Source organism: Gordonia sp. IEGM753 (assembly GCF_050321825.1).
Classification (GTDB): Bacteria; Pseudomonadota; Gammaproteobacteria; order Pseudomonadales; family Pseudomonadaceae; genus Aquipseudomonas.
Window position 1 is genome coordinate 209,079 of the sequence record NZ_JBNQGB010000008.1, and the last position, 23,620, is coordinate 232,698.

At 58.8% G+C, this 23,620-nt stretch carries 22 protein-coding genes and 1 riboswitch; of the genes, 6 read left to right on the forward strand and 16 right to left on the reverse strand.

Annotated elements, in window-relative coordinates:
* Window positions 1-5: 5 nt before the first annotated feature.
* The 7 genes from ACQR3R_RS28190 to ACQR3R_RS28220 form a co-directional block, all read right to left on the reverse strand.
* Window positions 6-530 carry a TIGR02281 family clan AA aspartic protease gene (locus tag ACQR3R_RS28190; protein ID WP_428277582.1) on the reverse strand — a complete coding sequence of 175 codons (525 nt, stop codon included), beginning with the start codon at window positions 528-530 and terminating at the stop codon, window positions 6-8.
* Complete coding sequence (locus tag ACQR3R_RS28195) at window positions 527-1,516, reverse strand: esterase-like activity of phytase family protein (protein WP_428277584.1); 990 nt, start codon at window positions 1,514-1,516, stop codon at window positions 527-529. The genes ACQR3R_RS28190 and ACQR3R_RS28195 overlap by 4 nt, the downstream gene beginning before the upstream one ends.
* On the reverse strand, window positions 1,516-3,420 hold the full coding sequence (parE, locus tag ACQR3R_RS28200) for a DNA topoisomerase IV subunit B (protein ID WP_428277586.1): 1,905 nt from the start codon (window positions 3,418-3,420) through the stop codon (window positions 1,516-1,518). The genes ACQR3R_RS28195 and parE overlap by 1 nt, the downstream gene beginning before the upstream one ends.
* A 42-nt stretch (window positions 3,421-3,462) precedes the next feature.
* The gene (locus ACQR3R_RS28205) at window positions 3,463-4,071 is read right to left on the reverse strand and encodes a YqiA/YcfP family alpha/beta fold hydrolase (RefSeq protein ID WP_428277588.1); all 609 of its coding nucleotides are present in this window, start codon (window positions 4,069-4,071) and stop codon (window positions 3,463-3,465) included.
* A 93-nt stretch (window positions 4,072-4,164) separates the two neighbouring features.
* Window positions 4,165-5,004, reverse strand: coding sequence for a 3',5'-cyclic-AMP phosphodiesterase (gene cpdA / locus ACQR3R_RS28210; RefSeq protein ID WP_428277590.1), 840 nt, complete (start codon window positions 5,002-5,004; stop codon window positions 4,165-4,167).
* A gap of 88 nt (window positions 5,005-5,092) precedes the next feature.
* Entirely contained in the window at window positions 5,093-5,545 is a 453-nt protein-coding gene (locus ACQR3R_RS28215) for a DUF1249 domain-containing protein (protein ID WP_428277592.1), read from the reverse strand.
* Window positions 5,536-6,153 (reverse strand): NUDIX domain-containing protein, encoded by a 618-nt coding sequence (locus ACQR3R_RS28220; RefSeq protein ID WP_428277594.1) that lies wholly within the window; start codon window positions 6,151-6,153, stop codon window positions 5,536-5,538. Before ACQR3R_RS28220 ends, ACQR3R_RS28215 begins: the two co-directional genes overlap by 10 nt.
* Before the next feature lie 206 nt (window positions 6,154-6,359).
* Here ACQR3R_RS28220 and ACQR3R_RS28225 point away from each other — a divergent pair, with 206 nt between their 5' ends.
* Entirely contained in the window at window positions 6,360-7,106 is a 747-nt protein-coding gene (locus tag ACQR3R_RS28225; RefSeq protein ID WP_428277596.1) for a DUF3298 domain-containing protein, read from the forward strand.
* On the opposite strand, the gene cytX is transcribed toward ACQR3R_RS28225, so the two are convergent.
* Both cytX and thiC read right to left on the reverse strand, forming a co-directional pair.
* Window positions 7,075-8,367: a putative hydroxymethylpyrimidine transporter CytX gene (gene cytX / locus ACQR3R_RS28230; RefSeq protein ID WP_428277598.1), complete on the reverse strand. Its 1,293-nt coding sequence runs from the start codon at window positions 8,365-8,367 to the stop codon at window positions 7,075-7,077. The two genes, ACQR3R_RS28225 and cytX, sit on opposite strands and share 32 nt — an antisense overlap.
* Before the next feature lie 149 nt (window positions 8,368-8,516).
* Window positions 8,517-10,427, reverse strand: coding sequence for a phosphomethylpyrimidine synthase ThiC (thiC, locus tag ACQR3R_RS28235; protein ID WP_428277600.1), 1,911 nt, complete (start codon window positions 10,425-10,427; stop codon window positions 8,517-8,519).
* A gap of 141 nt (window positions 10,428-10,568) precedes the next feature.
* Window positions 10,569-10,674, reverse strand: a riboswitch (TPP riboswitch).
* 204 nt (window positions 10,675-10,878) lie between these two features.
* Here thiC and ACQR3R_RS28240 point away from each other — a divergent pair.
* The gene (locus ACQR3R_RS28240) at window positions 10,879-12,312 is read left to right on the forward strand and encodes a TolC family outer membrane protein (protein ID WP_428277602.1); all 1,434 of its coding nucleotides are present in this window, start codon (window positions 10,879-10,881) and stop codon (window positions 12,310-12,312) included.
* 40 nt (window positions 12,313-12,352) lie between these two features.
* Here ACQR3R_RS28240 and waaA read toward each other — a convergent pair whose 3' ends face one another.
* Complete coding sequence (gene waaA, locus ACQR3R_RS28245) at window positions 12,353-13,630, reverse strand: lipid IV(A) 3-deoxy-D-manno-octulosonic acid transferase (RefSeq protein ID WP_428277604.1); 1,278 nt, start codon at window positions 13,628-13,630, stop codon at window positions 12,353-12,355.
* Window positions 13,623-14,543: a LysR substrate-binding domain-containing protein gene (locus ACQR3R_RS28250; RefSeq protein WP_428277606.1), complete on the reverse strand. Its 921-nt coding sequence runs from the start codon at window positions 14,541-14,543 to the stop codon at window positions 13,623-13,625. The genes waaA and ACQR3R_RS28250 overlap by 8 nt, the downstream gene beginning before the upstream one ends.
* A gap of 104 nt (window positions 14,544-14,647) precedes the next feature.
* On the opposite strand from ACQR3R_RS28250, the gene ACQR3R_RS28255 reads away from it, so the two are divergent.
* From ACQR3R_RS28255 to ACQR3R_RS28270, 4 genes are all read left to right on the forward strand, one after another.
* Complete coding sequence (locus ACQR3R_RS28255; protein WP_015093202.1) at window positions 14,648-14,980, forward strand: DMT family transporter; 333 nt, start codon at window positions 14,648-14,650, stop codon at window positions 14,978-14,980.
* 102 nt (window positions 14,981-15,082) lie between these two features.
* Window positions 15,083-16,258, forward strand: a complete 1,176-nt coding sequence (locus tag ACQR3R_RS28260) for an FAD-dependent oxidoreductase (protein ID WP_428277609.1) — start codon at window positions 15,083-15,085, stop codon at window positions 16,256-16,258.
* Window positions 16,255-17,067: an aldo/keto reductase gene (locus ACQR3R_RS28265; protein ID WP_428277611.1), complete on the forward strand. Its 813-nt coding sequence runs from the start codon at window positions 16,255-16,257 to the stop codon at window positions 17,065-17,067. The genes ACQR3R_RS28260 and ACQR3R_RS28265 overlap by 4 nt, the downstream gene beginning before the upstream one ends.
* 32 nt (window positions 17,068-17,099) lie before the next feature.
* On the forward strand, window positions 17,100-18,065 hold the full coding sequence (locus tag ACQR3R_RS28270) for a hypothetical protein (RefSeq protein WP_428277613.1): 966 nt from the start codon (window positions 17,100-17,102) through the stop codon (window positions 18,063-18,065).
* Window positions 18,066-18,092: 27 nt separating this feature from the next.
* On the opposite strand, the gene ACQR3R_RS28275 is transcribed toward ACQR3R_RS28270, so the two are convergent.
* The 5 genes from ACQR3R_RS28275 to ACQR3R_RS28295 all read right to left on the reverse strand — a co-directional run bounded on the left by ACQR3R_RS28275 (window position 18,093) and on the right by ACQR3R_RS28295 (window position 23,617).
* A complete protein-coding gene (locus ACQR3R_RS28275) occupies window positions 18,093-18,905 on the reverse strand; it encodes a hypothetical protein (protein ID WP_428277615.1) in 813 nt (270 codons plus the stop codon).
* Window positions 18,906-18,942: 37 nt separating this feature from the next.
* Window positions 18,943-19,656 carry a hypothetical protein gene (locus ACQR3R_RS28280; RefSeq protein WP_428277617.1) on the reverse strand — a complete coding sequence of 238 codons (714 nt, stop codon included), beginning with the start codon at window positions 19,654-19,656 and terminating at the stop codon, window positions 18,943-18,945.
* Window positions 19,657-20,631 (reverse strand): glycosyltransferase family protein, encoded by a 975-nt coding sequence (locus tag ACQR3R_RS28285; RefSeq protein ID WP_428277619.1) that lies wholly within the window; start codon window positions 20,629-20,631, stop codon window positions 19,657-19,659.
* Between the two features lie 99 nt (window positions 20,632-20,730).
* Window positions 20,731-22,140, reverse strand: coding sequence for a bifunctional D-glycero-beta-D-manno-heptose-7-phosphate kinase/D-glycero-beta-D-manno-heptose 1-phosphate adenylyltransferase HldE (hldE, locus tag ACQR3R_RS28290; protein ID WP_428277621.1), 1,410 nt, complete (start codon window positions 22,138-22,140; stop codon window positions 20,731-20,733).
* 76 nt (window positions 22,141-22,216) lie between these two features.
* Window positions 22,217-23,617, reverse strand: a complete 1,401-nt coding sequence (locus tag ACQR3R_RS28295) for a PIG-L family deacetylase (protein ID WP_428277623.1) — start codon at window positions 23,615-23,617, stop codon at window positions 22,217-22,219.
* Between the last annotated feature and the right edge of the window lie 3 nt (window positions 23,618-23,620).

The window sequence follows — 23,620 nt, forward strand, 5'->3', positions numbered from 1 at the left end:
GGGCCTCATCGGTTCGTTGTCTGGCGCAGCAGCATGGTGCCACCGCGCTGGGTAAATTCAAGTTTGTTCAGTGCGCTCATACCGAGCAGCACTTGATTGCCATCCAGGCCTGGCACGACGATGGCACGCACATCACGCAACACAATATCGCCCAGTTGCAGCCGTTCGATGCGGGTTCGATAGCCCTCGGTACGACCATTGGCCGTGCTCAGGGTCACCCCGAAGCCTTGTTCCAGCTTCAGCCGTTCGGCCATTTCTGCCGGGATCGCCACGTCGGTGGCCCCGGTATCCAGCATGAAATCTACCGGCTGGCCATTGATCTGGCCGCTGGCGACGAAATGTCCCTGGGTGTTACTCACCAGTTTCACTTCGATAAAGCCTTCGCCCTGCTCCGTGCTGACGACGACGTTGGGATTTTGCTGACGCGCCTCCCAATCACCAAAAAAACGCGTGGCCAGAAACAACCCGGCGCACCATGCCAACACCAGCAATACTCGGCCGGCACGCTTGCCCGGCGGTTGTTGGCTCACGGTTTGGCACTCCAGCCACCATCAGGCGCGGCAAAGCGCCAGACAATCGGGCGGACTTCACCATCGGCGCGCGCACCGTTGTTGTTGTCGATGCCTATCCAGGCGCCATCGGCGTCCACGACCAACGCTTCCGCCAAGCCATAGGCCTGTGGATAACGACGGTTTTCCTGCAGTGCGTCTTCAGCAAAAGACCAGCAGCGCTCTACCTTGCCGGTGTCTGCATCGCGACGACAAATCTCAAATGCGTTGCGCTCCAAGGTAAACAGCTTGCCGTTGAATAATGATAGATCGGCAAAGTCCCGGGAAACCGCGCGGGCCTTGGGAAACTGGGCCGGTTGCATTTCCAGCCCCGCCTCACTCAACAGCACGCAGCCTGCCTCGCAGTCCCAGACAGTTTGCTGGCGTTTGATCAACAACAAACCACGGCGCTCACGTTCAGCCGCCAACCACAGTTTGTCACCGGCCGGGTTGATCGCCAGGCCTTCAAACAATGCATTGAAGTGCAACAACATGCCGCTGGCCCGTGCTTCGCGCACCAGCATGGGGGTGATTTTCAACCAGGATGCAGGCCCCTCGGGCGGCACTTGCAGCACTGCTGCATGGGCTTCACTGACAATGTAGCGATTACCGGCGCTGTCACAGGTGATGCCTTCGAAGTCCAGATCGCCACCGCGCACGAACGACGCAGCCCAGGTTCGCGAACTTAGCCCCCACGGCAATCCGCTGGGCGGCACGGCAGGCACATCGATGTGCACGGCCTCGGCCTGCCAGGTGTTTTCGCGGGTATCGAGACGGTAGATTTGATCATCATCGCGATCAGAAACCGTCCACAAATCTTTGCCGCACTGCGCCAACCCCGACAGGTTGCCGCCGCGCATTCCGTCCACCGCATGCTCGGATAACAGGCGCAACTGCGGAGCCGGTTCGGCAAATGCCGACACCGAGGTCAGAAGTAACGCACACGCCAGGGCAAAGCCAACCCGCATCAACCAAGAACCTCGGCCAGGTTGCCTTTGGATTCCAGCCAGGACTTGCGATCACCGGCGCGTTTCTTTGCCAGCAGCATGTCCATCATTTCCGAGGTCGCTTCGAAATCGTCCAGCGTCAGCTGCACCAGACGCCGAGTGTTCGGGTCCATGGTGGTTTCGCGCAGCTGCGGCGGGTTCATTTCACCCAGGCCTTTAAATCGGGTGACCTGCGGCTTGCCGCGTTTCTTCTCGGCCACCAGACGATCAAGGATGCCGTCACGCTCGGCTTCGTCGAGGGCGTAGTAAATCTCTTTGCCGAGGTCGATCCGGTACAGCGGCGGCATCGCGACGTAGACGTGGCCGGCATCCACCAACGGGCGAAAATGCTGGACGAACAACGCGCACAGCAAGGTCGCGATGTGCAGACCGTCGGAGTCGGCGTCGGCGAGGATGCAGATTTTGCCGTAACGCAGCTGCGCGATGTCCGCCGAGCCAGGATCGACACCGATGGCCACGGCGATGTTATGCACTTCCTGGCTGGCGAGCACTTCGCTGCCATCAACTTCCCAGGTGTTCAGAATTTTGCCGCGCAACGGCAAGATCGCTTGAAACTCTTTGTCTCGCGCCTGCTTGGCCGACCCGCCGGCGGAGTCACCTTCCACCAGGAACAGCTCGGAGCGCATCGGGTCTTGCCCGGCGCAATCGGCCAGTTTGCCTGGCAGCGCCGGCCCCGCCGTGATGCGCTTACGCTCGACCTTCTTGCTGGCCTTGAGGCGACGACCGGCGTTGTTGATCGCCAACTCCGCCAGCAGCATGCCGGTTTCCGGGTTGGCGTTAAGCCACAGACTGAAGGCGTCCTTGACCACACCGGAAACAAACGCTGCGGCTTCACGCGAGGACAAGCGTTCTTTGGTCTGGCCGGAGAATTGCGGCTCTTGCATCTTCATCGACAGGACGAAAGCGATACGCTCCCAGACGTCTTCCGGCGCCAGCTTCACGCCACGCGGCAGCAGGCTGCGGAACTCACAGAATTCGCGCATGGCATCGAGCAAGCCTTGGCGCAAACCGTTGACGTGAGTACCTCCCTGGGCCGTCGGGATCAGGTTGACGTAGCTTTCCTGCACGCTGTCGCCACCTTCCGGCAACCACAACAGCGCCCAATCCACCGCTTCTTTGTTACCGGCCAGGCTGCCGCAAAATGGCTCATCCGGAAGGCGTTCGAATTGGTTGACCGCATCGACAAGATACGAACGCAAACCGTCTTCGTAATGCCATTCAACTTTTTCGCCGGTGGCCTTGTCTTCAAAACTGACCAGCAACCCTGGGCACAGAACGGCCTTGGCCTTGAGTACGTGCTTGAGGCGGCTGATGGAGAATTTCGGCGAATCAAAATATTTCGGATCTGGCGCAAAAAACACGCTGGTGCCGGTGTTGCGTTTGCCAACGGTGCCGATCACTTCCAGTTCGGTTTTTTTGTAACCATCGGCGAACGTCATTTGGTATTCGTTGCCGTCACGCTTCACGCGTACCCGGACTTCGTTCGACAAGGCGTTGACCACCGAAATACCCACCCCGTGCAAACCGCCGGAGAACTGGTAATTCTTATTGGAAAACTTGCCGCCCGCATGCAGCTTGGTGAGGATCAGCTCAACACCCGACACGCCCTCTTCCGGGTGAATGTCCACCGGCATGCCACGGCCGTCATCGCTGACTTCCAGGGAGTGATCGGCGTGCAGGATGACCTGCACCGAGGTCGCGTGCCCGGCCAAGGCTTCGTCGACACTGTTGTCGATGACTTCTTGGGCAAGGTGGTTCGGCCGACTGGTGTCGGTGTACATGCCGGGGCGTTTACGCACCGGGTCGAGGCCCGAGAGGACTTCGATGGCGTCTGCGTTATAAGAGCTAGCGCTGGGAGTGGCCATGGGGTCTCGTCGTCAGTGTTCGTTAAAAAAGGGGGCGAACAATCACAGTGCAGTGAAATCAATCGCCTGATACAAATCTGCGCCGATGCCGGCAAAACTCAACATCGCCGGAAGTTGCGCGGCAAAACCTTGGTAGCCATGGTCGCCGCCGGCCTGAATGCGCAATGCACAGGCTCGGTAATACTGCTGGGCGAGGCGATAATCCAGCGTTTCATCGCCGGTTTGCAACCACACCTGATACCGCGCAGGATCCTGCGGCGCCGGCACTTCCAGCTCGGCCAGGGCCGTTACGTGGTCGTGGGTTAGTTCCCAGGTCTCTTCGGTGTACAGGTTTTTCTGCGTCCCCAGATACCCGTCGAACATCCGGTGCGGGCTGACCGCAGGGTTGACCAGCAAGGCCTTCAGGCCATGGCGCTCGGCCAGGTGAGTCGCATAGTAGCCGCCGAGTGAGCTGCCGACCAGCAGTGGCCGGTCGAGCTGGGAAATTGCCTGTTCCAACTGACCGATGGCCTCACGCGGATGGTGATGCAACGCGGGAACGCGCAACTGATCGCCCAAGCCGATACGCGTCATCACTTCAACCAGCTGAGTCGCCTTTTGGGACGACGGCGCGCTGTTGAAGCCATGGATATAGAGGATCGAACCGGCCATTTGGACTCCCTGTGCGTCGGGTAAAGACACGGAGTTTACAGGGATCGGGCACATTGGGTGCCACGAACCCTGCAGGAGCCGCCGAAGATTTTGTCAGTAACCGTTAGAACCGTAATCCACCTGAAAATCGAAGCCGGTCACGCGCTCCACACCGGTTTCGAGCCGCCCGTCCGGTAACAACCGCAACCAGCGATACCCCGGCGCCTGCTCCCCAACCTTGAAATCATCACTGCCCGGTTCGAACTGAATGCAGGTCGACGGTGATGCCAGCAATCGCACCCCGTTGCGTGTTTGGTCGATTTCCTGATGCACATGCCCCCAAAGCACCGCACGCACCTGCGGGAACCGGTCCAGCACGGCGAACAGTGCCTCCGGGTTGCGTAACCCGATAGGCTCCATCCATGCACAACCGATCGGCACCGGATGGTGGTGAAAGCACACCAGATGATGGCGTTCCGCCGCCTCGCTCAACGACCGGGCCAGTAACTGCAATTGCTCGTCCTGCAGGTACCCCGGCACCGAACCCGGGACTGCTGAGTCAAGCAAGGTGATACGCCAATTCCCCAAGTCGACCACCGGCTCCAGAAATGCGCTCTGCACCGCGGCTTCAGCCATGACCTGCGGTTCGTCGTGATTGCCGGGAATCCACCGCGCAGGCGCATCGATCTGCCGCGTCAGGTCACGAAATTGCTGGTAGGACTCAAGCGTACCGTCCTGAGACAAATCGCCGCTGGCAACAATCAGGTCGATGCGTGGCTGTTGCAGCCGCACCAGCTCGATCACTTTTTGCAAGCTCTCACGTGTTTTCATGCCCAGCAAACTACCGTCTGCCTCGGCAAACAGATGACTGTCGGACAGCTGCACCAGCAATGCCGAATCGGCTGTGGTCAATGTGGATACGCTCGGCAAGGCGTTCTCCCAGGGCTGAATCACGGGATGGGTCGGGTGCCGCAATTATGCTGGGAGACAAACAAAAGAGGAAATCTGTGAACCTGACGCAGTTCACAACTGCAGTTCAAGGTTAGCGCACCACTTCGTACTCATGCCCCAGCGCCAGGCAATGGCTCAGCCATTCGCCGAGAAACAGGTTCAGTTGGGCCTTTTCGTCTGGCTGATGCATCGAGGCGTTCGGGTAAGGATAGATCCCACGGAAACGTCGTGCATGTTCGGCACTCACGACTTCGGCCATGCAGGCATCGTGATAAACCTGGACCTCCAGTTGCGGCACCGGCAGCCACGGCAGGCTGTGCTCCTGGCGCACTTGCAGCGTCGTGGTGTACGGGCACACCTGCAACACTTCGAGCGCCAGCACCCCAAGCATCTGGTCGCCATGGGTCACGGCAATGCGCCGCGCCGCAGGCTCGCTGCGCATATCTGGCAACAGTCGCATCAGGCGCGCGTAGTTCGCCTCGCAGGAGGCTTGCAGCCCCGCAAGATCGACCCTGTAGCGATCGCGCAACTTGTTTACGACCATAACCCCCTCACTTCAGCGCGGTTCAAAGCTAACCATTGCAAGGCAATGATGCTGGCCGCGTTGGCAATTCGTCCATCGCGTACGGCCTGCAGGGCATCGTCGAACGCCCAGACCGTTACACGAATATCTTCTGCTTCCTCCACCAGCCCGTGCAGGCCGCCGACACCGGTTGTCTCGCAACGCCCCAGGAACAAATGCACAAACTCATTGCTGCCGCCCGGTGACGGGAAATACTTGGTCATCGGCCAGAGTGCCCCGAATACCAGCCCAGCTTCCTCCTGCGCTTCGCGGTGAGCAACTTCTTCCGGCACTTCATCCTTGTCGATCAGACCAGCGACCAGCTCGATCAACCACGGGTTGTCGGTCTTGCCCATGGCACCGACGCGAAACTGCTCGATCAGCACGACTTCGTCACGCTGCGGATCGTAGGGCAGAACGCAAACTGCATCGTGACGTAAAAACACTTCACGGTTGATCTCGCGACTCATGCCTCCGGCGAACAACTCATGGCGCAAGTGCACACGGTCGAGCTTGTAGAAGCCCTCGTAGCATCTTTCGCGCTGAACGATATCAACGACGGTCGGTATGGCGTTGGCAAAATCAGGCATGACAATCCTCGTATCTGCACCGAGGCTCCAGCCTCGACTTCGCGCCATCCTAACGCGCTCGTGACGTTTGATGCAGCCCCTTTCCCGTCAGCGGGATAGACGGTGAAGGCGAAACCAACTCTAATTAGCTTAGTGGCGAACTGACCGCTTCGTTGATAGTCGAAGCGGATAACTTTTCGCCTTTCCCTGTTTTATGAAGGACGCCCATGTCACTTTTTAAAATCGCCTCCGTGGCTGCAATCGCCCTGACCCTGGGTGCGTGCCAAAGCCTGTTCCAGCCCAATTACCGGACGCCGCTGGACGTTACCCGCGACGCTTCCGAACAGTTGAAGCCGGGCTGCACGACGCCGGATTGCCCGCTGGTGAATATCGACACACTGCGCTTCCCGGGCGAACCGCAACTGGATGGCATTGTTGAAAAACGCCTGCTGCAAATGACCCGTACCTCGCCTGAAGCACCGGTTGCACCCACGCTGGCGGCTTATCGGGATGAGTTTTTGCGCACCGCCGGCCCGCGTTACAGCAGCTATTTGCAAGCCAAGGTACGTGAGCAGCATGACGGCTTGGTGATCGTTGAGTTTTCCAGCTACCTGGACACCGGCGGCGCGCATGGCACGCCGGGCCGCAGCTTCATCAACTATTCGCGCCAGCAACACAAGGTGCTGACGCTGTCGGACATGTTGGTGCCCGGACAGGAAGAAGCGTTCTGGAAGGCTGCACAAGTGGCGCACAACAGCTGGCTGATCAGCACCAAACTTGATCAAGAGCCCGAGTACGTCAAGAGCTGGCCGTTCCAGAAAACCCAAAACGTGGCACTGACCTATGGCGGGGTGATCCTCAAGTACGAAACCAGCACCATTGCGCCTTACGCGTTGGGCCACGTCGAACTGAAGATCCCCTACCCTCGCCTGAACGGCATCATCAAGCCTGAGCTGTTCCCCGGCCGTAACTGAAGGCCCGACCCAGCACCAGTTGCAGCAGCCCTGCCAGGATCAACGATGGCAGGGTTGCGCCGATGTCCGGGTACAGATTAGCCAGCAAGTGATAGGTGCTGACACCGCCCAACCAGGCGAGCAGCGCCGGCCAGCGTAATCCGGCTGATGCCACCCGTGCGCTGCGCTTGCGCAGGATGAAGTGATCAACCAGCACCACGCCGAACAGCGGCGCGAATACAGAACCGATCAACAGCAGGAAATTCTGGTACTGCGCCAACGGTGCCAGGCACGCGATCAAGGTGCAGATCACGCCGATGGCCAACGCCAGGTGCTCGACCTTCAAGCGCAACAGAATCCCGCTGGAAACGGCCGCCGAATGGATATCGGCAAACGCGTTTTCAGACTCGTCCAGCAGAATCAGCAGCAGCGGAATCCCCAGGCCAGCACCGGCCAACGCCAACAGCAAGGCATTCACTTCACCGCTCGGCGCGAACGCCAGGGTGTAGGCCACGCCCAGGCTCATCAGCCAGAAATTACCGATAAAGAAGCCGACCGCCGTGCCGCCGAATACATTTTTCGCACGTTTGCCGAAACGCGAGTAATCGGCAATCAACGGCAACCACGACAACGGCATGGCGATAGCAATGTCGAAGCCCACGGCAAACGGCATCGTGCCATCGCCGGCCTGCGCCCATAACGCGGCCAGATCCGCTTTGGCGAACAGGTTCCAGGTCAACCAGATGCACGCGGCCAGCAGCAGCCAGATGCCCCATTTGCGAAGAATTTGCCGTACAAAAGTCAGCGGGCCGCTGACCGCCAGCAAGGTGGCCAAGGCACCGAAGATCAACGTCCAGAGCAACGGACTGGTAAACAGGCTGCCTTCGCTGAATGCCCGCGCACCCAACAGGCTGGCGGCGTCACGCATGACGATGATTTCGAACGACCCCCAACCGATCAATTGCAGCAGATTGAGTAACGCCGGCAGGCTCGCGCCTTTGCTGCCGAGGCTGAGTTTGAGTGCGGCCATCGACGACAGGCCCGTGTCACTGCCGATTACGCCGACACAGGCCAGCAGCAGTACGCCGACCAGCGTACCGAGGAAAATCGCCAGCAGCGAACCGGACAGGCCCAGGCCTGGCGCCAGCAGAGCGCCGGTCTGCAGCACCATCAGGCCAATGCCGAGGGAGAACCACAGGGAAAACAGGTCGCGACCACCGAACACACGTTTGTCGATCGGTACTGCGATGTCGGGTGAGTAAGTGCTGGGTTGAATGCTCAAGGTGTTATCTCGGAGGGATATTTGTTGTTGTGTAGATCTCAATCGCCGGCAGGCTGGCTCCCACAGCAGACCTGTGAACGTCACAGATCCAATGTGGGAGCCAGCCTGCTGGCGATGGGGCCTTGCGGGCCCCACCGTTTCAGGTCAGTTCAAACTTTCTTGTACAGCTGACTGCCTTCGCGCTTGAACCGCTCAGCCTGGTCTGCCAATCCCTGGGCGACTTCGGCGTCGATGGTTTCGATACGCTGGTTAGCGGCGTAGACGCGCACTTCCTGGGTAATTTTCATCGAGCAGAATTTCGGCCCGCACATGGAGCAGAAGTGCGCGACCTTGGCCGAATCCTTCGGCAGGGTTTCATCGTGATACGAGCGTGCGGTATCGGGATCGAGCCCCAGGTTGAACTGGTCTTCCCAACGGAATTCGAAACGTGCCTTGCTCAAGGCGTTGTCGCGAATCTGTGCGCCCGGATGCCCCTTTGCAAGATCGGCGGCATGGGCCGCGATCTTGTAGGTGATGATCCCGGTTTTCACGTCATCCTTGTTCGGCAACCCCAAGTGCTCTTTAGGCGTGACGTAGCACAACATCGCGCAACCAAACCAGCCGATCATTGCAGCACCGATGCCCGAGGTGATGTGGTCATAACCTGGTGCAATGTCGGTGGTCAGCGGGCCCAGGGTATAGAACGGTGCCTCGTCACAGCACTCGAGCTGCTTGTCCATGTTCTCTTTGATCAACTGCATCGGCACGTGGCCAGGGCCTTCGATCATCGTTTGCACGTCGTGCTTCCAGGCAATCTTGGTCAGCTCGCCAAGGGTTTCCAGCTCACCGAATTGTGCAGCGTCGTTGGCATCGGCAATCGAGCCCGGACGCAGGCCATCGCCCAGCGAAAAGCTGACGTCGTAGGCCTTCATGATTTCGCAGATTTCTTCGAAATGGGTGTAGGCGAAGTTCTCTTTGTGATGCGCCAGGCACCACTTGGCCATGATCGAGCCGCCACGCGAAACAATGCCGGTAACTCGCTTGGCGGTCAGCGGCACGTAGCGCAGTAACACGCCAGCGTGGATGGTGAAGTAGTCGACACCTTGCTCGGCCTGCTCGATCAACGTGTCACGGAACAGTTCCCAGGTCAGGTCTTCTGCCGCGCCGCCGACTTTTTCCAGCGCCTGGTAAATCGGTACGGTACCGATAGGCACCGGCGAGTTGCGGATAATCCACTCGCGGGTTTCGTGAATATGCTTGCCGGTGGAGAGGTCCATGATGTTGTCCGCCCCCCAACGAATGCCCCAGGTCAGCTTCGCCACTTCTTCTTCGATGGACGACCCCAAGGCGCTGTTGCCGATGTTGCCGTTGATCTTCACCAGGAAGTTACGGCCGATGATCATCGGTTCCAGTTCGGTGTGGTTGATGTTGGCCGGAATGATCGCGCGACCGCGGGCAATCTCTTCACGGACAAATTCCGGGGTGATGATTTTCGGCACGCTGGCGCCGAAGCTGTAACCGGCGTGCTGTTGGTCCAACAGGCCAGAAGCACGTGCCACTTCAAGCTTCATGTTTTCACGGATGGCAACGAACTCCATCTCGGGCGTAATGATGCCTTGGCGGGCGTAATGCATTTGAGTGACGTTGCCGCCAGCCTTGGCGCGGCGCGGGTTGTTGACGTGGGCGAAACGCAGCTTGGTCAGTTCGGCGTCGGCGAGACGTTCACGCCCGAAATTCGAACTCAAGCCCGGCAGGCGCTCGGTATCGCCACGTGCTTCGATCCACGGCGAGCGCACATCGGCCAGGCCTTTGCGCACATCGATGATCACGTTGGGATCGGTGTAAGGGCCCGAGGTGTCGTAGATCACGACCGGGGCGTTGATTTCACCGCCAAAATCGGTGGGAGTGACATCGAGGCTGACTTCGCGCATTGGCACGAGGATGTCCGGGCGAGAGCCCTGCACATAGATTTTTTGCGAGCGGGTAAACGGCTGAACCGATTGTTGGTCGACTTGGGCCGAATCACTAAGGTTCGTAGTGTTTTTTAATTTTATCGTCATCACGGGCTCTCCAGACAGCATCCAGGCAGTGGAATTTTGTCGGAGTAAACCTGTAACGAATGGACGCACGCGTCGCTAAAACTAGCGGGTGCTGTGCTCAGTGCTCGAGGGGTGTTCGATTGTCGAACAACATCCCGGACGAAGCACAAGAGGACTCGCCGGGTGACGAGAAATCTTGTTCCCTACGCAGGCGCTAACCTGATCAGGTTCAACGGGATCCGAAATTATTCGATCTCAGCCTCATAGCAAGGCACCCCGACAAGAACCCGGCCAGTCTAGACACAACTGGCAAAGAACGCCAACACCGCTGTAAACACCGTGATGAATGGCGTAATTACAGGATTGTTGCCGAACGTGTGCGCCACTACACTCGCAACCCATGCCGCACCTTGATGCCTTGCCTTGACGGTAGAAAAGTCCGCGTCGTACCTTTGGCGCAAATTATAAGCGTAATTTTTTTAGGGATCGCCTCATGCTGCGCAAACTTTCACTGGCTCTCGCCGTGTCTTGTGCTTCCAATGGAATGGCCTGGGCAGCAGAAGCGCCCTTATCGACCAACACCGATCTTGTCAGCGTCTATCAGGAAGCGGTGGATAACAACGCCGACCTGGCTGCCGCCCGCGCCCAATATGGGGCGCAAAAAGAAGTCGTGCCGCAGGCGCGTGCTGGGCTTTTGCCTAATCTTTCTGGCGGGGCCAACGTTGCCGCTGTCCGGACCCAACTCGACCAGCCTGCGGCCACCACCAATCGCGACGCGCATTCCTATCAGGCGACCCTGGCACAGCCACTGTTCCGCGCAGACCGCTGGTTCCAGTTTCAAGCGGCCAAGGACGTCAACGAGCAAGCGGCCTTGCAGCTTTCGGCAACTGAACAGAACCTGATCCTGCAAACCGCCGAAAACTATTTCAACGTGCTTCGCAGCCAGGACAACCTGGCCTCGACCAAGGCTGAAGAGGCCGCGTTCAAACGCCAGCTCGATCAGTCCAACGAGCGCTTCGATGTGGGCTTGTCGGACAAGACCGACGTGCTGCAATCGCAAGCGAGTTACGACACCGCGCGCGCTAACCGGATCGTTGCGCAACGCCAGGTCGATGATGCGTTTGAAGCACTGATAACCCTCACCAACCGCCAGTACAACTCGATTCAAGGCATCGTGCACACGCTGCCGATCCTGCCGCCAACACCGAATGACGCCAAAGCCTGGGTCGATACGGCCGCCAGGCAGAACCTGAATTTGTTGGCGAGCAATTACGCTGTCAGCGCTGCCGAAGAAACCCTCAAACAGCGCAAGGCCGGGCATGCTCCGACGCTGGATGCAGTGGCGAAATATGAAAAAGGCGACAACGACTCGTTCGGTTTCAGCAACCCAAGCGTCTTCGGCCAGCCCTATGGCGGTAACGTTGAACAAACGACCGTCGGCTTGCAGTTGAACATCCCGATTTACAGCGGCGGCCTGATCAACTCCCAAGTGCGCGAATCCTACGCACGCCTTGATCAATCCGAGCAGCAGCGCGAAGGTCTGCGTCGCCAAGTGGTGGAAAGCACCCGCAACCTGCACCGCGCGGTAAACACGGACGTGGAACAGGTGCAGGCGCGCAAGCAGTCGATCATCTCCAACCAGAGTGCGGTAGAAGCCACTGAAATCGGTTATCAGGTGGGTACGCGCAACATCGTCGACGTGCTCGATGCCCAGCGTCAGCTGTACACCTCAGTGCGCAACTACAACAACACGCGCTACGACTACATCCTCGACAACCTGCGTTTGAAGCAGGCTGCGGGCACGCTGAATCCGGGGGATTTGCAGGATTTGAAACGCTACCTCAAGGCTGACTACAACCCGGACAAGGACTTCCTGCCACCGGACCTGGCGAAGGCTGCAGCAGAGCAACTCAAAGCACGACCTTGACAAACAATCCGCAGGAGCCTGGCGCGCCGGCTCCTGCAGGTTAATCGTTGATCAGCCTGCCGAGTCCGTTCAACAACCGCTGCAACGCGCCTTGATTGGTGCGCATCACTTTTAATCCTGCCTCGGCCATCCGCTGCGCATCCCTCGGCAATTCGAACAAGCGCTGCACTGCCAGCGCCAATCCTTGCGCATCATCCACTTCCTGCAACGCTCCGGCGCTACGCAGCTGCGCGGCAATTTCAAGGAAGTTGAAAAGATGTGGTCCGCTCAACACCGGTTTTGCCAACGCGGCAGGCTCGAGTAAGTTATGGCCGCCGTTGGGCACCAGGCTGCCACCGACAAAGGCACTGTCTGCCAGCGCATACAAGAACAGCAACTCGCCCATGGTGTCGCCCAGCAGCACCTGCGTTGCGCCAGTCACCGACTCGCCCGTGGACCTGCGAATCGTCGCAAAACCTTGCTGGCGACACAGCTCGAACACCGTGCTGAAACGCTCCGGATGGCGCGGCACCAGAATCAGCAACGCATCCGGATGATTGGCCAGCAGCTGACGATGCGCCGCCAGCACCACCTCGTCTTCGCCCTCATGAGTACTGGCCGCAATCCACACCGGACGCTCCAGCGCTTGCCACTGGGCGCGCAACTCGCCTGCGCGCTGCAGCAGTTGCGGGTCGATCGTAAGGTCAAACTTGATCGAGCCCGTCACGTCGACCGTTTCCGGCCGGGCACCCAGGTCACGCAGGCGTTGTGCTTCGGCTTCGGTTTGCACCGCAAACAGGCTCATCTCACCGAGCATTGGCCGGGTAAGTTTCGGGAAGCGGCCATAACCTCTGGCCGAACGCTCGGACAATCGCGCGTTGGCCAATGCCACCGGAATCGCGCGCTTGGCGCACTGATGAATATGATTGGGCCACAGCTCGGTTTCCATGATCACCGCAAGCACAGGTTTTACTCGATCAAGAAAACGCGCAGCGGCGCATGGCAGGTCATAAGGCAAGTAACAGTGCTGAATGCGCGGCTCATCGGCGAACAATGCCTGGATTCGCTCTGATCCGGTGGGTGTCATGCAGGTGACGGTAATCGGCAACTGTGGATAACGTTGCAGCAAGGCGCGAATCATCGGCGCCGCGGCAATACTCTCGCCCACCGAGACGGCATGCACCCAAATGCCACCCGGTACCATCGTCGGCAGCCCGATGGAAAACCGCTCGCCGATGCGCTTGGCATAGGCCGGCGCCTTGCGTGATCGTAACCACAGCCGAATCGCTACCAATGGCAGCCCCAGGTAAAACAGCGCGGTGTAGAGAGTTCTATTCATGGCGGCGGAGTTTATCGGTTTTTTCGCCGATCGCCTGCAAGTGCACGGCAAAACGTTCTGCCAACCAGCGTGCTGCCGGGCCGAGCGGCTCGTCGCGACGCCAAACCAGTTCCACCACCAGCGCCGGCGGAGTCCATTCGCTTGCCAACTCAACCATCTGCCCCTGATAAGCCGGGTATTGCACCACATGGCGTGGCAGCCAGGCCCAACCGAGGCCACGCACCAACCACTCGGCCATCACGTAAAAACTGTCGGCACGCCAGACTTGCGGGCTGGCGGCCTCACTGCCGGGGTATACGCTGGACTGCGTAGACATCAACAACTGTCGGTGCTTGGCCAATTGCTGACAATCCACTTCAGCCTGCGCAGCCAACGGATGCCCGACGCTGCACACGGTGACCATCTCAACGCTGCCAAGCACTCGCCGTTCAAGGGCTTCGGGAATTTGATCGTGAAAAAACAACAAGCCCAGATCCGCCCGCCGCTCCACCAGTTTGCGCGCCACATCACCCTGAGCGGCACTGGTCAATTGCACCTCCACGCTTGGAAATTTTTCGGCCAGCGCTTCAAAACTCTGGATGATCGGCTGATAAGGCATGGCCTCATCCTGGGCCACACGCAAGCGCGCCTCCTGACCGCGCATCATTGCCATTGCCCGGCCATTGAGGCGCTCGCATTGGCGCAGCACCTCTCGCGCCTCCTCCAGCAACGCGGTGCCGGCCTCGGTAAGTTTGGGCTGGCGGCCACTGCTGCGATCAAACAGGCTGAGCCCCAAATCGTCTTCCAGCAACGCAATCGAACTGCTGACCGCCGATTGCGCCTTGCGCTGATGACGAGCCACCGCAGAAAACGAGCGTTGTTCCGCTACGCTCACAAACAACCGCAACTGCTCTAGGCTCCATTGTGTGTTCATCAGGCCAACCCATCTTCAAAATCGATAGGTAATGACTTTACCGCATCTGAAGAGTCTCTAGAATGCCGAGCTCAGAAAGCAACACTTCCAATGAGGATTCACCCATGACTGCTTACTACTACCTGGCCATCGCCATCTGCGCCGAAGTGATCGCCACCGTCTCGATGAAAGCAGTCAAAGGCTTTAGCACACCGTTGCCATTGGTGTTGGTCATCGTCGGTTATGGCATCGCGTTCTGGATGCTGACGTTGGTGGTGCGCAGCGTGCCCGTCGGCGTGGCTTACGCGGTGTGGGCCGGCATGGGTATCGTGATGGTCAGCGTCGCGGCGCTGTTTATTTACGGACAGAAACTGGACGTGCCGGCAATGCTCGGCATGGCGTTGATTGTGTTGGGCGTGGTGGTGATTCAATTGTTCTCCAAAACCGCCGGGCACTAAAACCCATAGTAAACGCGAGCTTGCTCGCGCCCACATGTGCTACAGCCCCCCAATCTTTGAGTCTGTATACTGCGACCTCGTCTTGAACACTGAGGTCGCTGCATGCCATCCGTAATTTCCACCGACGTTCTGATTGTCGGCGCTGGTGTCGCCGGCCTCTGGCTGAATGCACGTCTGCGCCGTCAGGGGTTTTCGACCGTGCTGGTGGAAAATGCCAGCCTGGGTGGCGGGCAAAGCGTGAAGTCGCAAGGCATCATTCACGGCGGCGCCAAATATGCGCTACACGGGGCGCTGACCGGCGCCTCGGAAGCCATCGCCGACATGCCGCGCCGGTGGCGTGAAGCATTGGCCGGTGACGGCGAACTGGACCTGTCGGGCGTGCGCCTGTTGTCCGAAGCTCATTACTTATGGTCCCCCGGCACACTGGCCGGCAACCTCACCAGTTTCTTCGCCAGCAAAGCGGTGCGCGGCCGTGTCGACCAGGTCACGGGCGACCAATTGCCGCCCGCGCTGCAAGACAAGCGCTTCAAGGGCAAGGTTTACCGATTGGCAGAGCTGGTAGTCGATGTGCCGAGCCTGATCCAGCGTCTCGCTGACCTGGCGGGTGATGGCTTGCTTGCGGGCCAAGACATCCAGCCGTTGCTGGAAGGTGGAATACTGGTCGGCCTGAAGGTCGATGAACGCGAGATCCGCGCCCAGCGCATCGTCCTCAGTGCCGGTGCCGGCACAGCGGCACTCCTGGAAGCGCTTGGGCTGAGCAAACCTGCGATGCAACGCCGCCCGCTGCACATGATCATCGCCAAAGGGCCAGGCCTCAAACCGCTGTACGCACACTGCCTGGGAGGCGGCACCAAACCGCGTATTACCGTAACCACGCACCCGGCGGCCGATGGCCAGTGGGTCTGGTATCTGGGCGGCGATATCGCCGAAGCCGAAGGCGTGGCCCGCGAGCCCGCCGCGCAAATAGCGACAGCACAAAAAGAAGTGGGCCAGTTACTGCCGTGGATCGACCTGAGCACGACTCAATGGGCGACCTTGCGCGTGGATCGCGCCGAGCCGCTGCAGTCTGGGCTGACACGGCCCGACAACGCGTTTCTTGCCGAAGAGGGCAAATTGCTGGTCGGATGGCCGACCAAACTGGCTCTGGCGCCGGACTTCGCCGACCGCGTGATTACCAGTCTCGCGCGCGACGGCATTCAACCAGGTCCGGCACCGGTGTTGCCGGCCCTGCCAACACCACCGATGGGCGTGCCTGCCTGGGATCAACTGCTGCCATGAGCCAACCAACCCTGCACGATTTCCATCGCCCATTGGGCAGCACTGGTCTGCTGGTGTCGCCATTAGGCCTGGGCACGGTAAAACTCGGCCGCGACCAAGGCGTGAAGTACCCCAACGGCTTCCAGATCCCGAACGACGATGAAGCGCGCATGCTGCTGAAACTGGCGCACAACATGGGCATCAACCTGATCGACACCGCCCCGGCCTATGGCCGCAGCGAAGAACGCCTCGGCCCATTGTTGCGCGGTCAGCGTCAGGATTGGGTGATCGTCAGTAAGGTCGGTGAAGAGTTTACCAACGGCCAATCAAGTCACGACTTCAGCGCGGCTCATACGCGACTGTCGGTGGAGCGCAGCCTGAAACGTCTGGAAACGGATTTTATCGACCTGGTACTGGTGCACTCCGACGGCAACGATCTGGCCATCCTCGATGACAGCGAAGTCTATGCAACCCTCGCCGAGCTGAAGACTGAAGGAAAAATCCGTGGCTTCGGTTTTTCCGGCAAAACCGTCGAAGGCGGTTTGAAGGCTCTGGAGCAAGGCGATTGCGCGATGGTCACCTACAATCTGAACCAACAGAACGAGAAACCGGTCATTGACTATGCTGCTGCTCACGGCAAAGCCATCCTGGTAAAAAAAGCCCTCGCCAGCGGTCATGTATGCCTGAGCCCGGGCGTGGACCCGGTGCTTGCCAGTTTCGAATTGTTGTTTGAACACCCCGGCGTCGCCAGTGCTATTGTCGGCACCATCAATCCGCTGCACCTCGCCCACAACGTCTCGACTGTTGCCCAGGTCCTACGTAGAAATTGACGCCGCCCACGCGGCCTTAAGCAGGAGCCGACATGCCGCGTACGCTCATCAGAAAGAACCCGAGCAACTTCAAGACCCTGCCGTTATTCGTCGAAGCGACACCCGAAGGCCTGAGTTATCAGAGCGTCGGGATGCCGTTGAATTTCTCCCAGACCCTGCAACGTCGGCGCCCGGTGGCGGTGGCCGACAACGAAAGGTTCGCGCTGGAGTTGGCCAACCTTGGGGTTTCGGTGCGCCTGACCCTGCATTGGCAGGGTCGCGATTACTGGGTGCTGGTTCGTCAACGTCGGCAAGACCGTGGCGATGTGGTGCTGAAGTTGATCTCTGGCTATGTTCCGGCTCACGAACTGAACCTGCCGCTGCACACGGCCATCCAAGAGATCGCCGAAGAATGCCTGCTGGAAACGCCGGAAGGCTGGCTCGGTGGACGCTTCAACGACACTTGGCTGCCAGCGCCTTACGCCTCCGCTCTGCACTACCGTGAAGCCCTGCCGTTTCGCCTGACACCTTTGTCTGGTTCGGCGCGGCCGGTGCGCTGCGCCAACATGCAATTGATCGAGCGCCCGCGTGCTTATGTGCACTTGCCGACCGCTTCACTGCAGCTTATTTATGACCTGCGACTGGAAGTGCCCAAGGAAGCCAAATCCTTGAGTTTGTTCCATGTCGACGAGCGTCTGGAGGGTGATCAATTGGTTGCACGGCTTGATCGCAAGCGTCCCGATCTGTACCTGATGCCGCTTGAAGATGGCGTGCCGCTACCCGAGTTGTACACCCTCAAACGCGACAAACTGGTAACAGCCAGCACCCGAGGACTTTACCTGGCAGAGAGCTTTGCAACTCAGGACGGCTGGGTAGTCCGTGAAGAACGCATCCGCTGGAAAGACTGGGTGATTCAACAAGGGTTGGGAGTTCCAAAAGCCCAGCGCCAAGGGCTGGTCCGCCTGAAAGCCAAGGCACTGCGCCTGGTAGGACTGGTGCGCAGAACCGTAGAAAAGTAACGAGTCCGGCAAGTTATACGCCTGACCTCAAGCGTGTTTCGATCGCCAGCGGTCCATCATCGTGCGCAGCCGGGCAAACAGATGGAAATAGCGATTCTCTCGCTTGCCCATTCCACGCTTCGGCGAAAACGACTCATCAGCAAACGCGCCATTGATACGAACTCGCGACGCTCTCGTGTCCATGGTGCAGACCCGTGCACCGGCCTTTTGCAGAACGTATTTCAGCAACCGCTCGGAATGCAGCTTTCTTCCGGTGGCCTCACAAAAATCGAAGATGTGTTCGATGCGCTTTCCATAGGCCTGGTACGCATCTCGGCCGCAAATGGCGAACCGATCGTTCAATCCTCCCCACCACTGCCAATCAGGAATGTAGACATTGCGTCGCCGAGCAGCGGGATGCGCGAACACGTAAGCCGGCAGCGGGGAGTGATAGAAATTGTCGGGGCGCACAAACACCACAAAATCAGGATCGAAAGACTCCATCATGGCGGTGACGGTGTGCAGGGAATTCAGCTGATAGATCAGGTTTCGGAGCGACGCATGCTCGTCCGCCCACGTATCGCCAAGCGCTTTGACTCGTTCGAAGTCCCAGCGCTCAAGTACGCCGTCAGTTGAGGCGAGCACTCCAGTCATGCCGTGAAAGGGCTCGTAGTTATCGGCCTTCAACTCACCCATTTCACCCGAACGCTGGTTCTGTATTTCCTGGATTTCGTAGAGGTGGTAGAAGCACTTCACGTCACTGTTCGCAGGCAATTGCGCAAGAACGTTTTCTTGAATGGAGGGAAAGCAGATTTCCGAATTTCTAGGGATACCAAAAAAAGCGACCGCAACTTTTAACACTCGACCACACCCCAAAAAATAACAAGCCTCTGACTATTCATGTACGGCCCAGTAACACCTGCCACCAACGCTTGCGCCGAGGCTGCAGTTGAATACTGACGACATTGGACTTGCTCAACCAGTCGCGCTCGTAATCCCAGGCGTGCCCGCCCCAAAGTTTCCCTGCTTCGTTGGAAAACCCCAGCGTCATGAGTTGGTAGGTGTAGCCGGCATGCCCGCGCAGCCAATCGAACAGCACCAACGCATTAAATCCGGTGGAGGGCCCGACATAGCGTTTACCTCCCGGCCGATCGACCGGGTAGTTCCACAGCGGCGGCAGCGGAATACGCTCCCAGTAAAGAGTCACTTGCGGCATAGCACAAAGTGCGCCCGTGCAACCGACCAACATCGTGAAGCAACGGGTGCCCGGTTGTTCAAACAGTTGCTGCACTTGAGGCCCATAAGGAAGGCCAAAAAAATAAGCATCCGGGGCATTAAAACCATGCACAAAAACATTCACGCTCAGCGGGCTGAGCAACGCAGATTTCACACAGGTATTAAAACTGACGACAACATCATCGACGCCGATATTCAGCGCCTCAAAGTCAGCGGCCGTAATTGCCGGGTTGTTGGCCACCAACAACACACGCGAGGCGTTGCGCAGGCATTCTTTGAGCTCTATTGGCAGCGCATCGAAAACAGGTTGATGGCCGCCAGGCAGTGCATCCAGGTCCATTTCCGCGCAGGTCTGGAGCGATTGAAGGTCCGTCATCTACCCTGCAACCTTGATCCTGTGGCGTAGCCTGGCCCACAAACGGGTTAGTACCGAAGGTGGTTGCCAAGGGCGCATTTCCCGCTGTATCTCGACAGCGAGAGCCCGTCCCACACGCGCGAAGGAGTATTGGTTCTCTGCGAATGCCTGGCCATTACTGGCGATCCGCGAAGCCAGCTCAGGGTCACTCTGCAGTAACTTGAGCTTCTCCACCGCTTCGTCTTCGCTGTGATAGAACACGGTGTTGTGCATATCCTCGAACCCTAGCAGTGCGTCTTCTTCACCCTGGCTCCAGGCTAACAGGACGCACCCACATGCCATCGCTTCGAAGTTCTTGATCATGAATTCGCCCATGCCGATATCGGCACTGACGAAAATCTTGATTCGATTGAGCGTTTCGAGGTATTCGGCACCGGACTTGGTACGCGTCACCAACATGCCGGTACGTTGCGCCAACGACTCCAGGAGCGCTTTGCGCTGTGCATATTCAGTACTTTTCAGACTGCCGAGAAACCCAATGGGTATGTCGCGAACACCACCGGTATTGCGCAGCATTTGTTCGTCATAACCCTTGGAGACGAATACGGCGTCAATGTTTTCGGCTTGCATACGACGCGCAACCACAGCACCCGAGACCAACGCGCGAGCGCTGGGTAAACGACAGTAAAGGCGCGAATACGCGCCGTAGTACTTACTGTCAGGCATGTAGTTTTGATAGGCGTCGTGCTCGAGAAACACCAGCCCGGGAATGCACTTCAATAAACTGAGTTGCCGGTCCAGGCGCTTGAGTCTCGAAAAAATCACCACTCGGTCGAAGTTCTGATAATTCACCGAAGTGAGGAACGGACCAAGGTTCATCTGTTGTTCTTTGCTTAGGCGATAGACATCACACTCATCGCAGTTCTGCTGCACGATTTCGTACAAACGGTCGAGAATAACTCGCTGTTCGTCCATCACCAGAAGCATGACTTTCATAAATTAATTTACCAACGCACTGGGTGTGTACCGGTCGGGCGGGAAGTATCTGAAACTGTGCCCGCCCCCACCCGGCACATAAGTGAGCAAATCACCTGATCAATGGCTGCGAATCTTCTCGACAATGGCGGTGGTCGAGCTGTTTTCCACCAAGCCCAGCACTTTCACCGTTCCACCGTAAGCGGTAACGATGTCAGCGCCAACGACCTGTTCGATGCCGTAATCCCCGCCCTTCACCAGTACGTCTGGCTTGACTTGGCGCAGCAGGTTTTCAGGGGTGCCTTCAGCAAAACTGATCACCCAATCTACCGCGCCCAACCCTGCCAATACAGCCATGCGGCGATCGACACTGTTGATCGGACGGCCCGGCCCTTTCAGCCGGCTGACCGAAGCGTCATCGTTGACCGCAACGATAAGGCGATCCCCTTGAGCGCGCGCTTGTTCGAGGTAAGTCACGTGACCGGCATGCAGAATATCGAAGCAGCCGTTAGTAAAGACGATCTTCTCTTTATGCGCACGCGCATCGTCGACCGCCAGCAACAATTGTTCGATGCCCAGCACACCGCGCTCGGAACCTTCTTCGCGCTGGATGGCGCGACGTAGTTCCGGTGCGCTGATAGCTGCAGTACCGAGTTTGCCAACCACGATGCCAGCGGCCAGGTTGGCCAAGGCGACCGCGTGTGGCAGTTCTTCACCTGCGGCAATGGCTGCTGCCAGGGTCGAAATCACGGTATCGCCCGCGCCGGTGACATCGAACACTTCACGGGCTCGCGCCGGCAAATGCAGTGCCGGATGATCCGGGCGCAGCAAGGTCATACCGTGCTCGCCGCGCGTGACCAGCAAGGCGCCGAGGTCAAGGTCGTGCATCAACTGCGCGCCTTTGCTCACGAGTTCGTGCTCATCGACGCAACCGCCGACGATGGTTTCGAATTCACTGAGGTTAGGCGTAATAAGGCTCGCGCCCCGGTAGATCGAGAAATCCTTGCCCTTGGGGTCGGCGAGCACCGGAATGCCACGCGCGCGGGCGGCCTGAATCAGCACTTGATGGTTTTTCAACGCACCTTTGCCGTAGTCGGACAACACCAGCACCTTGATACCTTCGAGCAGTTCTTCGACTTGCGCGACCAGCGCCTGGGCGTCGGTGGCAAAGGGCTCTTCGAAGTCGATACGCAGCAGCTGCTGGTGCCGGCTCATTACCCGCAATTTTACGATGGTGGGCTGGTGCGCAATGCGTTGGAACAACGCGCGCACGCCAGCGCCCTTGAGGCTATTGACCAAGCTATCGGCAGCTTCATCGTCGCCGGTTACACCGACAAGGGAGGCTGGTGCACCGAGTGCGGCAATGTTCAGTGCGACGTTGGCGGCACCGCCCGGGCGATCCTCGATTTGCTCGACCTTGACTACCGGAACGGGTGCCTCAGGAGAAATCCGTGAGGTACCACCGTGCCAGTAACGGTCGAGCATGACATCGCCGACTACAAGGACAGGGGCTTGATCGAATCGCGGCATGGACAACTTCATGGAGCAACCCGCATACAAAATTAACAGGGGCGCGATACTAACACAGGGTAAAGCGCCATCCGCTTCAATCTGAAAGGTCGCGTACCCAGAACAATTCATGACGGCGCACAGCCTTGCGGAAAAACTCGTTACTGCCTGTTGCGGGCCAGCGTCGCCCGGCTAAAACATGCTGAATCAAACGTCGCAATTGGCGCTTGAACAGCAGAGGGCCTTGCAGATCGTGCTCCATGGCCAAGGCCATGGCCTTATCCATTTGCACTTCTTTGGACAGTAACGGGCTCCACAATTTATCGGCCGGCAGCGCCTCGATGGCCGGCGGCAAGGCAATGCCTGCACCGGCCGGACCCATGGGCCAACGGTCGTTATCATGCAAATGGTTGGCGTACATCAACAGCGTCGCAGGCTTCCAGGCACTCTTGGCGATGGCCTGCACAATGGCCTCGGTCGCGGCGACATGATCGCTATGGGGGTCCAGCTCCGGATGGGGCGTGACGATCACTTGCGGGCGAAAATGCTCGAGCAGCGCCACCAGGTCGGCGATCAGGTTTTGCCAGGTCGGTGCACCATCGGAATCAGCCGGCAACCGCAGCGGATTTTGTCGGCGCACGTGACGCACATCACTGTCTGTGGATTCGCGCGAACCGAATGGCTTTCCGGGCTCCAGCGCCATCAGTGGCAATTGCAGGCAGTAATACCCCAACTGCGCGCAATGACTGGCGGGAACCCCGCCCCACAGCGGAATAGCCAGGCTATCCCAACTGCGCAAACGCCCCTTGAGGCGCGCCGCTTGAGCCTCATCCAGGCCCAAGCGCTGATAATCCTCAGCTTCGATTTCACCTTGCGTCAGGGTGACGATGCTTGCCTCTTCGCTGCGACTGTAAAGACCGAAAGCCGCCAGTTCGGCATCATCGGCGTGAGGCGCCACGACCATCACCCGTTGCTGTGCGTAATCCGGGTTGGCCATGACCCACAACGTGCCCGAGGCAGGCAGCGAGCAATAGCGACCCCGTACCGCCAGCGAACCTTGTACAAGCGCTACGCCCTGACCCGAGATGTTCAGGAAACGCCGCCCTTTGACGCCACGTTCGAAGTCCTGGCGGTCGTCGCCGACCTCAACGAACGGATCGAGCCAGCGGCCCAGCCACGTTGTCGTCAGCTCAAGCTCAAGTATCAGGGTCTCGCCTTCCGCCAACGGCTCGCTCAGGACTACCCATTCGCCCTCGATTTTAACGGGGTGGGAAGGAGTGCCCGCAGGAAAGCGGTACTGATAGTCGTCCGAAGCCCGATAGAAAAGGTGATCGGCAAACCACGCTTCGTGAGCCACCCAGGCCAATACCACCAGCAGCGGTACTGTCCACCAGCCGATGCAAAAGCCCACTACAGCCAGCATCAGTAGCAGAGCGATCAGGAATATCCGCTTGTTTCGTCGGTGTGTCTTGAGAAGCCGTTGTTTGCGAGCACTCATGAA